The organism is Bacillus sp. HSf4 (genome assembly GCF_029537375.1).
Taxonomy (GTDB): Bacteria; Bacillota; Bacilli; order Bacillales; family Bacillaceae; genus Bacillus; species Bacillus sonorensis_A.
In genome coordinates this window covers 2,585,250-2,600,271 of record NZ_CP120679.1, presented here as the reverse complement: position 1 = coordinate 2,600,271, position 15,022 = coordinate 2,585,250, and the positions used below count along the sequence as shown (strand labels likewise).

Here is a 15,022-nt window from a genome sequence, read left to right as displayed (position 1 = left end):
AGTTTATTGTTTATTATTCGGTTATTGGCGATAAAATCACGATTTTCGCATGCGAAAACACTAAAAATATGATATGATCTCTTTGTGGCTTAAGCGGCAGCAGCAAAGAGGATTAAAGGAGAAAAAGTAAGGATGAAAAGAAGAACAGCAAGAGAAAAGGCTTTGCAGTCATTATTCCAGATTGATGTCAGCGATATAGAACCGAAAGAAGCAATGCAGCATGCCCTTGACGGCCTTGAAAGCGATGCTTTTTTCGAACAGCTTGTTTACGGGGTCTTAGAGAACAAAAGCAAAATCGATGAGATGATCAAGCGTCATCTCGTCAATTGGAAGCTCGACAGGCTCGCCAATGTCGATCGCGCGATTCTGCGTTTATCCGCTTATGAAATGCTGTTTTTGGACGACATACCTGTCAACGTCTCTATGAATGAAGCGATAGAACTGGCAAAGCAATTTGGTGATGACAAGTCAGCGAAGTTTGTAAACGGTGTTCTTTCTAACATTAAATCAGACCTTGAATAATTTAGGAGGAGAGCAAATGACAGCAACCATCATCGACGGAAAAGAAACAGCGAAAGAAAAGCGCGGGCAGCTGGCCAAGGAAGTTGAAGAGCTTAAAAAACAGGGAGTTACCCCGGGATTGGCCGTTATTTTAATTGGTGATGATCCGGCGTCTCTTTCATATGTACGCGGAAAGAAAAAAGCAGCTGAAGCTATGGGGATGCGCTTCCAATTGGACCATTTTGACGCAGATTTCTCTGAACAGGAACTTCTTGAAGTCATCGACCAGTACAACAAGAATGACGACTTTCACGGAATTCTTGTCCAGCTGCCTCTTCCGGATCATATTTCCGAACAAGCGGTGATTGAAAGGATATCTCCTGACAAAGATGTTGACGGTTTTCATCCGCTGAACGTAGGAAAGATGCTGCTCGGCGAAGATACATTCCTGCCTTGCACACCGGCGGGAATCGTCGAATTGCTGAAGAAAACCGGCATTGATCTGTCAGGGAAAGAGGTTGTTGTCGTCGGCAGAAGCAATATCGTGGGGAAACCGGTTGGCCAGCTGCTTTTGAACGAAAACGCAACCGTCACATATTGCCATTCAAGGACGGCCGATATAACGGCGCACACGAAAAAAGCCGATGTGCTGATCGTAGCTGTGGGGAAAGCCAATTTTATCAAAGCGGATCAGATAAAAGAAGGAGCCATTGTCATTGATGTCGGCGTCAACCGCCTTGACAACGGAAAGCTCACCGGAGATGTGGCGTTTGATGAGGCAAAAGAAAAAGCATCATATATCACGCCTGTACCCGGAGGCGTCGGTCCGATGACGATTACAATGCTTGCCCATAACACGGTAAAATCAGCGAAACGTTCCCTTTAAAAAAACGTTCACCCGCCGGATGATGTCCGGCGGATGAACCTACCTGCGCCTCTAAGAAAGGAGACTGTGCCATGAGTGAAGTATCATTTGTCACGGTCACGGCTTTGACAAAATATATTAAACGCAAGTTTGACGTCGATCCCCATCTTGATGATCTTTGGATCAAGGGCGAGCTGTCAAATGTGAAAATACATAGCAGAGGACATATTTATTTTACGCTCAAGGATGACAATGCCCGCATCCAGGCCGTTATGTTTGCCAGACAAAACAAAGGTCTCGGCTTCACCCCTGAAAACGGGATGAAGGTGTTGGTGAGAGGCGGCATTTCGGTTTACGAACCGAGCGGCAGCTATCAGCTCTATGCGAAGGAAATGCAACCAGACGGCATCGGTGCGCTTCATCTGGCTTATGAAGAATTAAAGAAAAAACTTTCACAAGAAGGTTTGTTTGACGAAAAACATAAAAAATCCATCCCCGCCTTTCCATCTGTCATCGGTGTTGTCACTTCTCCTACAGGAGCGGCTGTACGGGATGTCATCACCACCATTAAAAGAAGATATCCCCTTGTAAAAGTGATCGTCCTTCCAACTCTCGTTCAGGGAACAAACGCGAGCCAGTCTATCGTCAACAGCATTGAAGAAGCCAACCGCAGAGAGTTGTGCGACGTATTAATCGTCGGACGCGGCGGCGGGTCGATTGAAGAGCTGTGGGCTTTCAATGAAGAGATCGTCGCCAGAGCCATTTTTTCGTCCGACATTCCGATTATTTCCGCCGTCGGGCATGAAACGGATTTTACGATCAGCGACTTCACAGCTGATTTGCGGGCTGCAACTCCGACGGGTGCCGCCGAGCTTGCGGTCCCAAATATCATTGATTTGCTGGAGCGCTTAAAAACACTTGAAGCAAGAATCACAAACACGATGCAACAGGATCTAAAAAAAAGACAGGAGCGGGTGAAACACCTTCAGTCGTCCTATGCTTTCCGCTATCCCAAAAGGCTCTATGCCCAAAAAGAACAGGAGTTTGATCTCGCGTTTGACCGTTTTCAAAAACAGCTGGCCTTGACACTGGAGCAAAAAAAACAGATGCTGAACGAAAAGACGTACAAATTGGAAATGCTACATCCGGCTGAACAGCTGAAACAAGCGAAAAGGCGCCATGAGGAACAGACAAACCGGCTGAAACGGAACATGAGAGTGCAGCTTAAGCACATTCACTCGCAGTTTCAAACGGTTCTTGGTAAACTGAATGCATTGAGCCCTCTTGAAGTCATGGAAAGAGGGTACAGTTTGACATATAAGGAAAACGAACTGATTAAAAGTATTGAACAGGTCGAGGAAAAAGACGAAATCCTTGTCAAATTAAACGACGGGACTTTGGCCTGTGAAGTACGGCAAAAGAGAGGCGAAACAAATGGCTGAAGATAAGAAAAGAAACCAGGAGGACGTTACGTTTGAAGAGGCCATGAAAGGTCTGGAACAGATCGTAGCAAAGCTTGAAGAAGGGGATGTGCCTTTGGAAAAAGCGATCGATTACTTCCAGGAAGGCATGACTCTTTCAAAAATGTGCCACGAAAAACTGCAAAATGTTGAAAAGCAAATGGACTATATTTTGCGGGAAAATGGCGAATTAGCTCCTTTCAGTGTCCGGGAGGAGGAAAAAGGTGAGCGTTAATCTGGATGTTTTTTTAAAAATGAGAAAAGCATTGATCGAAGAACGCCTTCCTATATATATACAAGAACTGCAAGCGCCGACATCCCTGAAAGAATCCATGCTTTATTCTTTGGAAGCGGGAGGAAAAAGGCTGAGACCGATTTTGGTGCTTGCGCTTCTTCATGCTTACGGCAAAAATGAAGCGGACGGAATTCCGGTCGGATGTGCGGTCGAAATGATCCACACCTATTCGTTGATCCATGATGATCTTCCCTGTATGGATGACGACGATTTAAGAAGAGGAAAACCGACAAACCATAAAATTTTCGGAGAAGCGACAGCGGTTCTGGCAGGAGACGCATTATTGACCGAGAGCTTTAAATTGATTGCTTCGCAGATGCCGGCAGACGTCTCCGCCGAAAAGCGCCTGAGACTGGTAAATGAGCTGGTTTCAGCGGCGGGGGCCGAAGGGATGGTCGGCGGCCAAATTTTAGATATGGAAGCTGAATCAAGATCCATTTCCCTTGAGGACCTGCAGACGATTCACGAAGGAAAAACGGCCAAGCTCCTCAGCTTCAGCGTGATTGCCGGCGCCGTTCTGGCCGATGCACCTGAAGATGAAATCGAAAAGCTCCGCGAATTCAGCCATCATATCGGCATCGCTTTTCAAATCAGAGACGATATTTTGGATTTGGAGGGGTCCGAGGATAAAATCGGCAAGCGGATCGGTTCTGACACGACAAACGGGAAATCGACCTATCCAGCAATCCTTTCTGTGGATGGCGCTAAACAAAAGCTCAGCGAGCATATTGAAAAGGCGAAAGAGCTAATCTCGACGCTTTCTTTGGAAAAAGAACTCCTTTATGATTTTTGCGAGATGATTGCCCGCCGGGATCACTGATGCCTTTGTTTCCATTTGAGCACACAAGGCTGATTATGCTAAAATAGAAGCAGTTGAACCGGAAACGCCGCGCCGTTATCACGATGTGTTAGCGGCTGTTTTTTCAGATTAAAAAGCGTCCCGATATGCACGTTTGCGCATGAGGATGTTTTCATCATATAATAATCCAAGCTGATCATAATGAAAGCAGTCCTTAAAATGCAGTTGAAAATGAGCAAGGCGCATACTTGCAGAAATCATGCTGAAAGTGAGTTGATCCGATTGGATCTGTTATCTATAAAAGACCCCAAATTTTTAAAAGATCTTTCCCTTCAGGAACTGGAGGATTTAAGCGCTGAGATTCGCCGCTTTTTAATTGAAACGCTTTCCGAATCAGGGGGGCACATCGGTCCGAATCTCGGCGTCGTTGAGCTGACCATTGCTTTGCATAAAGAATTCAACAGTCCGAAAGATAAATTTTTATGGGATGTCGGGCATCAATCTTATGTACACAAGCTTTTGACCGGCCGCGGAAAAGATTTTGCGACTTTGCGCCAGCATCTGGGATTGTGCGGCTTTCCGAAACGAAATGAAAGCGAACACGATGTCTGGGAAACAGGCCACAGCTCAACTTCTCTTTCCGGTGCGATGGGAATGGCAGCTGCCAGAGATTTAAAAGGTACAAACGAGTACATCATCCCGATCATCGGCGACGGCGCTCTGACGGGCGGCATGGCGCTTGAAGCGCTGAACCACATCGGACACGAACAAAAAGATATGATTGTCATTTTAAATGACAATGAAATGAGCATCGCTCCAAATGTCGGAGCGATTCATTCCATGCTCGGAAGGCTGCGCACAGCCGGAAAGTATCAATGGGTGAAAGATGAGCTCGAATATTTGTTCAAAAGAATACCCGCTGTGGGCGGAAAACTTGCCTCAACGGCTGAGCGAATCAAAGACAGCCTGAAATATCTGTTGGTGTCAGGGATGTTTTTTGAAGAGCTTGGTTTCACGTATTTGGGGCCTGTTGACGGGCACTCATACGAAGAGCTGTTCGAAAACCTGCAGTATGCGAAGAAAACGAAGGGGCCTGTCCTTCTCCATGTCATCACCAAAAAAGGAAAAGGCTACAAACCTGCGGAAACCGATAAAACCGGAACTTGGCATGGAACCGGCCCTTATAAAATCGATACGGGGGATTTTGTCAAGCCAAAAGCCGCCGCTCCGTCATGGAGCTCACTTGTCAGTGAAACGGTCCGGAAGCTTGCGCGCGAAGACGAACGGATTGTGGCCATCACCCCGGCCATGCCGGTTGGCTCGAAGCTTGAAGGGTTTGCAAGCGAGTTTCCGGAGCGGATGTTTGATGTCGGCATTGCCGAACAGCACGCTGCCACGATGGCTGCCGGTCTTGCCACACAGGATATGAAGCCGTTTTTGGCGATCTATTCCACTTTTCTTCAGCGCGCATATGACCAGGTTGTCCATGACATCTGCCGGCAAAATTTAAACGTATTTATCGGTATTGACAGAGCAGGGCTTGTCGGCGCAGACGGGGAAACCCACCAAGGCGTATTTGATATTGCCTTTTTAAGGCATATTCCAAATCTGGTGCTGATGATGCCGAAAGACGAAAATGAAGGCCAGCATATGGTCAATACGGCTGTCAAATACAATGACGGTCCTATCGCCATGCGTTTTCCGCGCGGAAACGGACTTGGCGTCAAAATGGATCAAGAGTTGAAGACGATTCCGATCGGGACATGGGAAGTGTTGCGGCCCGGAACTGATGCCGTGATTTTAACGTTCGGCACAACCATTCCGATGGCGCTTGCCGCGGCGGAGGAGCTCCAAAAAGAAGGGCGCTCCGTCAGAGTAGTGAATGCCCGCTTCATCAAACCGCTTGATGAAAAGATGCTCAAGGGGATTCTGAACGAAGGTCTTCCGATCTTAACGATCGAGGAGGCTGTCCTTCAAGGCGGTTTCGGCAGCTCGATTCTTGAATTTGCCCATGACCATCAGTCATACAGTCCGATGATTGACAGAATGGGGATTCCTGATCGTTTCATCGAACATGGAAGCGTTGCAAAGCTGCTTGAAGAAATCGGCTTAACGAAAGAAGAAGTCATCAGACGAATAAGGATGCTGACACCTGTAAAGACTCATAAAGGAATTGGATCATGACAGCAAAAAAAGAACGGCTTGATGTTTTATTAGTAGAAAGAGGGTTAATGGAAACGCGGGAAAAAGCGAAAAGGGCGATCATGGCCGGTATTGTCTATACGAATGAAAACAGGCTGGACAAGCCGGGTGAAAAGGTCGACCGCACGATTCCGCTGACCATTAAAGGGAACCCGTTAAAATACGTCTCTAGAGGCGGATTAAAGCTTGAAAAAGCATTGAAGGAATTCCAACTTTCCGTCCGCGGCAAATTGATGATCGATATCGGTTCGTCAACGGGCGGATTTACCGACTGCGCCCTGCAAAACGGTGCTTTGCGCTCCTATGCGGTGGATGTCGGCTATAATCAGCTTGCCTGGAAATTAAGGCAGGATGAGCGGGTGATCGTGATGGAGCGCACGAATTTCCGCTACTGTACTCCAGCTGACTTTACGGCAGGAATGCCGGAGTTTGCCACCATTGACGTCTCGTTTATCTCGCTGAAAATCATATTGCCAGTGTTGAAAAACATTTTGGTGGCGGACAGCGATTGCGTCGCTCTGGTCAAACCGCAGTTTGAAGCCGGCCGTGAATCAGTTGGGAAAAAAGGCATCGTCCGCGATCCTCTCGTCCATAAAGCTGTGCTGAACGATATCAGCCAATTTGCCGCCCGGGAAGGATATCATTGCAAAAATGCATCATTTTCTCCGATAACAGGAGGAGACGGCAACATTGAATTTCTGCTTCATTTGCATTGGGAAGGGCCAGATAAGCCCGGAACACCGATCGCAGAACATATGGTCAATCAAATTGTCGAAGAGGCTCACGACACATTAAAAGCGAAAAAGTCGGATGAAAAGGAATAATAGTGGGCTATTATTCCTTTTTTGCTGCAAACGTGTACTTTTTCGGCAAAATCATATAACATAAATGTATAAACATACACAATGTGTGTATAAGCAGAGGTGGAATATGAACAAAGGTCAAAGGCATATTAAAATCAGGGAAATTATCACTGCAAATGAGATTGAGACACAGGATGAGCTCGTCGATATTTTAAAGAAAGACGGATACAATGTCACACAGGCCACCGTTTCACGCGATATCAAGGAGCTTCACCTGGTGAAAGTGCCGACAAATAACGGCTCCTATAAATACAGCCTGCCTGCTGATCAGCGGTTTAATCCGCTCTCCAAGCTCAAGCGATCATTGATGGATGCGTTTGTCAAAATTGATTCGGCAAGCCACATGATCGTCCTGAAGACGATGCCCGGCAACGCCCAGGCAATCGGTGCGTTGATGGACAATTTGGATTGGGAAGAAATCATGGGGACGATCTGCGGCGATGATACGATTTTGATTATCTGCAGAACTCAGGAAGATACGGAACATGTTCAGAAAAAAATTCTGGAACTTTTATAAATAGGCCCGAAAAGAGGTGTCACAAAAGTTTGTTAGCTGAATTATCGATCAAAAACTTTGCCATTATTGAAGAGTTAACCATTTCATTTGAAAAAGGGCTTACTGTATTAACCGGAGAGACTGGAGCTGGAAAATCGATCATCATTGATGCAGTATCGTTGCTTGTCGGGGGCAGAGGGTCGAGTGAATATGTCAGATATGGAGAGAAAAGGGCCGAATTAGAAGGGTTGTTTCTGCTTGACAGCGGACATCCCGTTTTTGATCTCTGCGCCGAACTTGGAATTGAAGCCTCGGATGATATGATCGTTATGAGAAGAGATATTAATGCAAACGGCAAAAGCATCTGCCGCGTCAATGGAAAACTTGTGACGATCGCAGCTCTCAGGGAAGTCGGCAGACTTTTATTGGACATCCACGGCCAGCACGACAACCAGCTTCTAATGGAAGATGATCAGCATCTTCAGCTGTTGGACAGATATGCGGGCGAAGAAATTGATAAGGCATTAAAAGCTTACCAAGAAGTATACGACCGCTATATGAATGTCGTCAAAAAGGTCAAGCAGCTTTCTGAAAGCGAACAGGAAATGGCGCACCGGCTCGATTTGATTCAATTTCAGCTTGATGAAATCGAATCCGCCAATCTTCAGCCGAAAGAAGACGAACTGCTGCAAGAAGAACGCCAGCAAATTGCCAATTATGAGAAAATATATGAAGGGCTTCAGCATGCCTATAACGCCCTGCGCAATGAGCAAGCCGGGCTCGATTGGGTCGGGATGGCCTCAAGCGAGCTTGAGAATGTATCAGAGATCAATGGCGGGCTCAAAAAAATCTCTGAGTCAGTGGCGAATGCCTATTACATTCTTGAGGATTCAACATTTCAGATCAGAAACATGCTCGATGAATTGGAATATGATCCCGAACGGCTTGATTTCATCGAATCACGCTTGAATGAAATCAAGCAGCTGAAACGGAAATACGGCGCCACTGTCGAAGACATACAAGCCTACTCAGCCAAAATAGAGGAAGAGATCGACCGCATTCAAAATCGCGACAGCCATCTTCAGGCATTAAAGGCAGAGCTTGAATCAGTCGGCAAAGATGTTGCGATTGAAGCGGTAAATGTCTCAGACATTCGTAAATCATGGGCGAAGAAGCTCGCCGGACAAATCCAGCAGGAGCTCAAAGAGCTTTATATGGAAAAATCGACATTTGATACACAATTTCAAATCAAAACGGCAGATGCCCGCGATGACGCTCCTACCGTCAACGGCGTACCCGTCCAGCTGACGAAACAAGGCATTGACAGCGTTCGCTTCTTAATATCGACAAATACGGGAGAACCGCTCAAATCCTTATCAAAAGTCGCTTCAGGAGGAGAATTGTCAAGGATCATGCTGGCGATGAAAAGCATTTTCTCCGCGCAGCAGGACGTCACTTCGATCATTTTTGATGAAGTGGACACAGGTGTCAGCGGAAGAGTGGCCCAGGCGATTGCTGAAAAAATCCACCGTGTTTCAATCGGTTCACAAGTGCTGTGCATCACCCATTTGCCGCAAGTGGCCGCCATGGCGGATACCCACCTTTTGATCACGAAGCAATCGAAATCCGGAAGGACGACGACGAGCGTCACTCCGCTGTCAAAACAGGAAAAAATAGCTGAGATCGGCCGGATGATCGCCGGCGTTGAAGTGACAGATTTGACAAAACGCCACGCCAAAGAGCTTCTGCATCAAGCAAAACTTGTCAAAACGGGCGGATAAGCTGTTCAATCTTTTGAACAGCTTATTTTTTGTCTCATTTTCTTATTCCAACGTTTCTTTATCATTTTATCCAATGTTTTTCTTCTCTTCGCAGTTATAAATCACTGTCAGGAAGGCAAAAGTAATGAATGTAGCGAAAGAATTTAGATGGTGTGGGTTAGGTGCGAGGAGAGTGAAAAGGTGGATGTTGAAAAAATCAGAAAAGCTGTGGGTATAATTCTCCTTGTTTCTTTAATAAGTGTAGGATTTTACAAACCGGTGAAAGAATACATTGAAATACCAAAAAACATGAACATTTTTGAGACGGGTTCAAGAGCAATAGAGACAAGCTTAGCCGTCCATACTCCTCAAGATGAATCATCAGAGGCATTCACATTAAAAGAGAATAAACATGAAGTCGAGATCAAAGGTGAAAAAAACGGAAAGGCAGAACTCGTTTATGACTTTGCCGGATTTCCAGTTAAAAAAACAAAAGTAAATGTCCTGCCGGATCTTAAGGTCGTTCCAGGAGGGCAGTCGATTGGCGTCAAGCTACACTCTGTCGGCGTACTGGTCGTCGGGTTTCATCAAATCAATACGCCTGATGGCAAAAAGTCCCCCGGCGAGGCTGCCGGAATCGCGGTAGGCGATATCATCACCGAAATCAACGGCACGAAAATAGAAAAAATGAATGACATCACCCCTTTCATTCAAAAAGCAGGGAAAACAGGTGAAACGCTAAATCTGTTGATCAAAAGGGACAAACAGGAGATCAAAACAAAACTGGTCCCGAAAAAAGATCAGGCTGAGGATAAATACAGAATCGGTTTATATATCAGGGATTCTGCCGCAGGGATCGGCACCATGACATTTTATGAACCAAAATCAAAAAAATACGGAGCGCTCGGCCACGTGATTTCCGATATGGATACGAAAAAGCCGATTGTCGTGGAAAACGGTCAGATTGTGAAATCGACTGTCACCTCCATCGAAAAAGGAAAGGGCGGAAACCCCGGTGAAAAACTGGCGCGCTTTACTTCTGAACGAAAAGTGATCGGCGACATTAACAGAAACAGCCCGTTTGGGATATTCGGGACGCTGCATGAATCGATCAAAAACCATGTGGCTGACAAAGCGGTGCCGATCGCATTTTCAAATGAAGTCAAAGAAGGGCCTGCGCAAATTTTAACAGTCATTGAAAACGATAAGGTCGAGAAATTTGATATTCAAATCGTCAGCACAACACCGCAAAAGTTTCCTGCAACAAAAGGAATGGTGCTGAAAATTACCGACCCCAAGCTCTTGAATAAGACAGGCGGTATCGTTCAAGGAATGAGCGGCAGTCCGATTATTCAAAATGGAAAAATCATTGGGGCGGTCACACACGTTTTCGTCAATGATCCGACGAGCGGCTACGGCGTTCACATCGAATGGATGCTGTCCGAAGCCGGGATCGATATTTACAAAAAGGATCAAGCAAGCTAACTGCCGGGAATCCCCCGGCAGTTTTTTGTTTTCACCTTTCATTCTCCCGCACTGTGAGTTAAAATAAAACAAGAAAGATTTTTCGACAAATTCGCGTTCTTCCGTTTGTCAAACTGCATATCAAGTCGAAAAATCAAGAAAATCTGAGAAAAACGAAAAAAAAGAGAGATAAACCACTAATATTGGAGAAATCATTTTTTAAAAAAGGGAATAAAGTGGTCTTGTCGAATTAAACATATTAGAAAAAGATTAATGAAAATGATCAACATACACATTGGGGAGGAAGAAACGTGGAGAAAATTAAAGTATGTGTTGCTGATGATAACAGAGAACTTGTCGGACTGTTAAGCGAATATATTGAGGGGCAAAACGACATGGAAGTGCTCGGTGTGGCTTATAACGGGCAGGAATGTCTTTCTTTGTTTAAAGACAAGGAGCCCGACGTGCTCGTTCTTGATATTATCATGCCTCATCTTGACGGCCTGGCTGTGCTTGAAAGGCTGAGGGAGTCACAGCTCAAAAAACAGCCGAATGTCATTATGCTGACGGCGTTCGGACAGGAAGACGTGACGAAAAAAGCTGTTGATTTAGGCGCGTCATATTTTATCCTAAAGCCGTTTGATATGGAGAATCTGGTCGGCCATATCCGCCAGGTCAGCGGAAATGGTTCACAATTGACGCACCGCGCGCCGTCTTCGCAAAGCAGCGTGCTTCGTCCGCAGCCTGAATCGCCGAAGAAAAACCTCGATGTCAGCATCACGACGATCATCCATGAAATCGGTGTTCCCGCTCATATAAAAGGATATTTATACTTACGTGAAGCCATTTCCATGGTGTATAACGATATTGAACTTTTAGGCAGCATCACAAAAGTGCTGTATCCAGATATCGCTAAAAAATTCAACACAACGGCAAGCCGAGTCGAACGGGCCATCCGCCACGCGATCGAAGTCGCATGGAGCAGAGGCAACATCGATTCGATCTCATCGCTGTTCGGCTACACGGTCAGCATGTCAAAAGCAAAGCCTACCAACAGCGAGTTCATCGCGATGGTCGCCGACAAGCTGCGCCTGGAGCATAAGGCGTCTTAAGCCCGGATATTGCTGATTGATTTACCCAATAAGTGAAGACCTCGTCTTTGATAGGCGAGGTTATTTTTTGTGAATCGTAAACAACATGTGCAATGTGTCATTTGTCTCATTTGTTAAGCAAGCCCTAACTGCCCACTTGCGAAATGCCGAAATATTGTAATTGCAGCACGTTTGATACATGCCCGAAAGCTATATGATGGAATTCAGTAATGCCTTTGATACCTGGGGGGAATTCTCCTTTGTTTTTGCCTTAACATCCTGTCTTTTCGGACGGGATTATTTTTTTGACATGGACTAAAGACCTCCGAAAAACCGATCACAAAGCAGGATGATTGTGTTAAAATTATGAAAAAAGTGGGTGACGATGTGATCTTAACGAAAACTGATCTTCGCTATTATCTCGAACAAGACAAAAAAGCGTTGGGAATCTCCAAACGCAAGCGGGCTAAATGGTTTGGCGATGATATATGGAAGTATCAGATAGCCCTTCGCAAACATGAATATTATACAAATACCAATTCCAAGGTGTTCAAGCACATCTACCGGTATCTGCATAAAAAGAAAGGATTGAGGCTCGGCTATGATATCCCGGTGAATGTATTCGGCCCAGGGTTGAGAATCAACCATTACGGCATGCTCATCGTCAACAGCAATGCTAAAATAGGCGCAAACTGCGACATTCATCAAGGGGTTAACATCGGGCAAAATCATGATCATCATGATGTTCCTACGATTGGCGACAATGTCTGGATCGGACCTGGAGCCAAGCTTTTTGGCAACATTCACATTGCCGACGGCATTTCGATCGGAGCGAACGCCGTAGTCAACAAATCTTTTACTGAAGCAAACATAACGATCGCCGGCGTACCGGCCAAAAAAATTAAAGGGAAACAGGTTGTGCAGCAGCAAGGATAAGCCCATTTTTCAGCATGGCAACCCAACAGAAACCGTATGTTTCAGACAGCTGACTAAATGGCGATAACGGTCGCACGCCATCATAACCTTTACATAAACTGAAGGATATAAAGCCAAGCCGTGTTAAACGTCTTTTTGAAAAGAAAAAAGGCGTTTTTTTCATACAAAAAAATCGCTTATTGAACTTTTCAGCAAAAAATGATGAAAAAGATTGGCTCCCTTCCATTTTTCATCCATTTTCCGTCCGGGATAGATCATTTTTCATGGACGAATCAGAGCGGATGGCTGCTAACAACCGGAAATCGCTGAGCCGTTGGAAGGTGGAATTCAAGAGTGATGGGCCGGAGTGATGAGCTTTACAGCTAAGGAGGGTTGAAGATAAGGTACAGGTGTACAAAATCCAGCGGATGAGGTGATCGAAGTGAAAAAAGGAGTCGTTCTGATTTTGTCCGCCATACTGTTTTTGACAGGCTGCGGCACTTCTCAGCACAACGGCCGCAACGAGGATGAAACGGGCGCGGAAATCATGACAAAGGAAGGTACATTTGTCGGTTTGGCTGATCAGCATACCGTAGCCGTCAATATTGATGGCAAAGAGACGATGCTGCAGGTCCCGCCTGATAAACGGGACAGCTATAAAGGAATCGAAGAACAGACAAAGGTGGAGGTCAATTATACGAAAGCTGAGGACGGCACATTGCAGCTTGAAGATATCAAAAAGAAAGAATGATGGATCGTAAAATGGAGATGTGGGAGGAAGAAACGGTGAAATGGCTAGTAAAGAGCTTATTTATAGTGCTATGTTCTTTTGTGATGGTTCTTCCCGGTGCTTTTGCGGCAGAACCGCTTTCCGGAAAAACGGTTTATGTCGATGCAGGGCATGGGGGAGAAGACAGCGGAGCGGTCGGAAACGGACTTTTGGAGAAGGATGTTAATCTTGATGTATCCAAGTTGCTGAATGAAAAATTGCAGGATGAAGGGGCAGACACAGTCATGACGAGAACGGATGATACGTTTTTGACCCTTGACGATCGTGTGGCAAAGGCGGATGCCGACGGCTCAGATCTTTTCATCAGCATTCATGCAAACTCTGCTGTACCTGAAGCTTCAGGTACAGAGACGTATTTTGACTCGACGTATCAAGCGGCTGAAAGCGAGCGCCTGGCATCGGAAATCCAAGAGCGGCTTCCCGGTGCGTTGGAAACCGCGGACAGAGGAGTAAAAGAGTCGCCGTTTTATGTCATCAAGCATTCAAAAATGCCGAGTGCTTTAGTTGAACTGGGTTTTATCACAAATGAATCTGATGCCGATAAACTCATCAGTTCACAATATCAAAAAAAAGCGGCCGATTCGATCGCTGAAGCTGTCGTTTCTTATTATGAATAACTTCTTTAAGCCCCGTTAGCACCGGGGCTTTTTGCATGTCATCGAGGCGAAGAGGTTTTTGATGTTAAAAAAGGGCTTAAAGGTGGAAAGAAAGCAGTAAAGTATTCATAATGAGGAGTAACGTTTATTTCATTTTTAGGGGTGAAACCTACATGACGAAAATTTTTGCACACAGAGGCGCTTCAGGGACGTTTCCTGAAAATACAATGACGGCATTCGAACATGCGGCCGCTTTAGGCGCCGACGGCATCGAGTTGGATGTGCAAATGACGAAAGACGGCCGGCTTGTCGTGATTCACGATGAAAAGCTTGACAGAACGACATCGCTGACAGGTTATGTTAAAGATTATACATATCAGGACCTCAAAACGGGAGACGCAAGTCATCGCTTTTCTGAAAAGACCGGTTTTGTCCCGGTCCCGACTCTTGAAGAGGTGTTTGATTGGGCGGCGACAGGCGATTTTCTCGTGAATGTTGAACTGAAAAACAGCATTGTCCGCTATCATGGAATGGAAGAAAAAGTGATGGCGCTGATTTCCGAATATCAGCTTCAGGATCGGATGATTCTTTCTTCTTTTAATCATGAAAGTCTCGTTCTTTGCCGGCGGCTGAACCCTGAAATCGAACTGGCCGCCCTTTATATGGATGTGATTTATCACCCTGAACAGTATATTGAGATGATTCCCGCCTCCGGGTTTCATCCCTACCTCCGCTCCATGTCGGAACATACGATCAAAAACGCTCACCAGAAGCAGAAAGCAGTCAGGCCGTTTACCGTCAACCGCGAGGAGGATATGAAAAGACTGATGGAAGCCGGTGTTGACGGTTTCTTCACCGATTTTCCCGAAAAAGCGCTCCAGCTCAAGAAAACCATGTCGTAAAAAAACCGCGGAGATTGATCCGC

15 protein-coding genes are annotated in these 15,022 nt (G+C 45.8%); all 15 read left to right on the top strand.

Annotation, left to right across the window (positions count from 1 at the left end; translation table 11 throughout):
* Nucleotides 1–132 precede the first annotated feature (132 nt).
* The 15 genes from nusB (at nt 133) to P3X63_RS13320 (ending at nt 14,999) form a co-directional block, all read left to right on the top strand.
* Entirely contained in the window at nt 133–522 is a 390-nt protein-coding gene (gene nusB / locus P3X63_RS13390; RefSeq protein WP_026587809.1) for a transcription antitermination factor NusB, read from the top strand.
* Between the two features lie 16 nt (nt 523–538).
* Nucleotides 539–1,387, top strand: a complete 849-nt coding sequence (gene folD / locus P3X63_RS13385; RefSeq protein WP_026587808.1) for a bifunctional methylenetetrahydrofolate dehydrogenase/methenyltetrahydrofolate cyclohydrolase FolD — start codon at nt 539–541, stop codon at nt 1,385–1,387.
* Between the two features lie 71 nt (nt 1,388–1,458).
* Nucleotides 1,459–2,808 carry an exodeoxyribonuclease VII large subunit gene (gene xseA / locus P3X63_RS13380; protein WP_026587807.1) on the top strand — a complete coding sequence of 450 codons (1,350 nt, stop codon included), beginning with the start codon at nt 1,459–1,461 and terminating at the stop codon, nt 2,806–2,808.
* On the top strand, nt 2,801–3,061 hold the full coding sequence (locus P3X63_RS13375) for an exodeoxyribonuclease VII small subunit (RefSeq protein ID WP_026587806.1): 261 nt from the start codon (nt 2,801–2,803) through the stop codon (nt 3,059–3,061). Before xseA ends, P3X63_RS13375 begins: the two co-directional genes overlap by 8 nt.
* A gap of 19 nt (nt 3,062–3,080) precedes the next feature.
* A complete protein-coding gene (locus P3X63_RS13370; RefSeq protein ID WP_481748579.1) occupies nt 3,081–3,941 on the top strand; it encodes a polyprenyl synthetase family protein in 861 nt (286 codons plus the stop codon).
* Between the two features lie 261 nt (nt 3,942–4,202).
* The gene (gene dxs, locus P3X63_RS13365) at nt 4,203–6,104 is read left to right on the top strand and encodes a 1-deoxy-D-xylulose-5-phosphate synthase (protein ID WP_026587804.1); all 1,902 of its coding nucleotides are present in this window, start codon (nt 4,203–4,205) and stop codon (nt 6,102–6,104) included.
* Nucleotides 6,101–6,946, top strand: coding sequence for a TlyA family RNA methyltransferase (locus P3X63_RS13360; protein ID WP_026587803.1), 846 nt, complete (start codon nt 6,101–6,103; stop codon nt 6,944–6,946). The genes dxs and P3X63_RS13360 overlap by 4 nt, the downstream gene beginning before the upstream one ends.
* 106 nt (nt 6,947–7,052) lie before the next feature.
* The gene (ahrC, locus tag P3X63_RS13355; protein ID WP_026587802.1) at nt 7,053–7,502 is read left to right on the top strand and encodes a transcriptional regulator AhrC/ArgR; all 450 of its coding nucleotides are present in this window, start codon (nt 7,053–7,055) and stop codon (nt 7,500–7,502) included.
* Nucleotides 7,503–7,531: 29 nt separating this feature from the next.
* Nucleotides 7,532–9,262, top strand: coding sequence for a DNA repair protein RecN (recN, locus tag P3X63_RS13350; protein WP_026587801.1), 1,731 nt, complete (start codon nt 7,532–7,534; stop codon nt 9,260–9,262).
* Nucleotides 9,263–9,442: 180 nt separating this feature from the next.
* A complete protein-coding gene (gene spoIVB / locus P3X63_RS13345; protein ID WP_026587800.1) occupies nt 9,443–10,726 on the top strand; it encodes a SpoIVB peptidase in 1,284 nt (427 codons plus the stop codon).
* A gap of 290 nt (nt 10,727–11,016) precedes the next feature.
* Nucleotides 11,017–11,817, top strand: a complete 801-nt coding sequence (gene spo0A / locus P3X63_RS13340) for a sporulation transcription factor Spo0A (RefSeq protein ID WP_277691008.1) — start codon at nt 11,017–11,019, stop codon at nt 11,815–11,817.
* 345 nt (nt 11,818–12,162) lie between these two features.
* A complete protein-coding gene (locus tag P3X63_RS13335) occupies nt 12,163–12,732 on the top strand; it encodes a serine O-acetyltransferase (RefSeq protein ID WP_236251141.1) in 570 nt (189 codons plus the stop codon).
* Between the two features lie 421 nt (nt 12,733–13,153).
* Nucleotides 13,154–13,462, top strand: coding sequence for a hypothetical protein (locus P3X63_RS13330; RefSeq protein WP_026587797.1), 309 nt, complete (start codon nt 13,154–13,156; stop codon nt 13,460–13,462).
* A gap of 35 nt (nt 13,463–13,497) precedes the next feature.
* Complete coding sequence (locus P3X63_RS13325; RefSeq protein WP_035428363.1) at nt 13,498–14,118, top strand: N-acetylmuramoyl-L-alanine amidase family protein; 621 nt, start codon at nt 13,498–13,500, stop codon at nt 14,116–14,118.
* Nucleotides 14,119–14,270: 152 nt separating this feature from the next.
* Nucleotides 14,271–14,999 (top strand): glycerophosphodiester phosphodiesterase, encoded by a 729-nt coding sequence (locus P3X63_RS13320; RefSeq protein ID WP_277691005.1) that lies wholly within the window; start codon nt 14,271–14,273, stop codon nt 14,997–14,999.
* Nucleotides 15,000–15,022 lie beyond the last annotated feature (23 nt).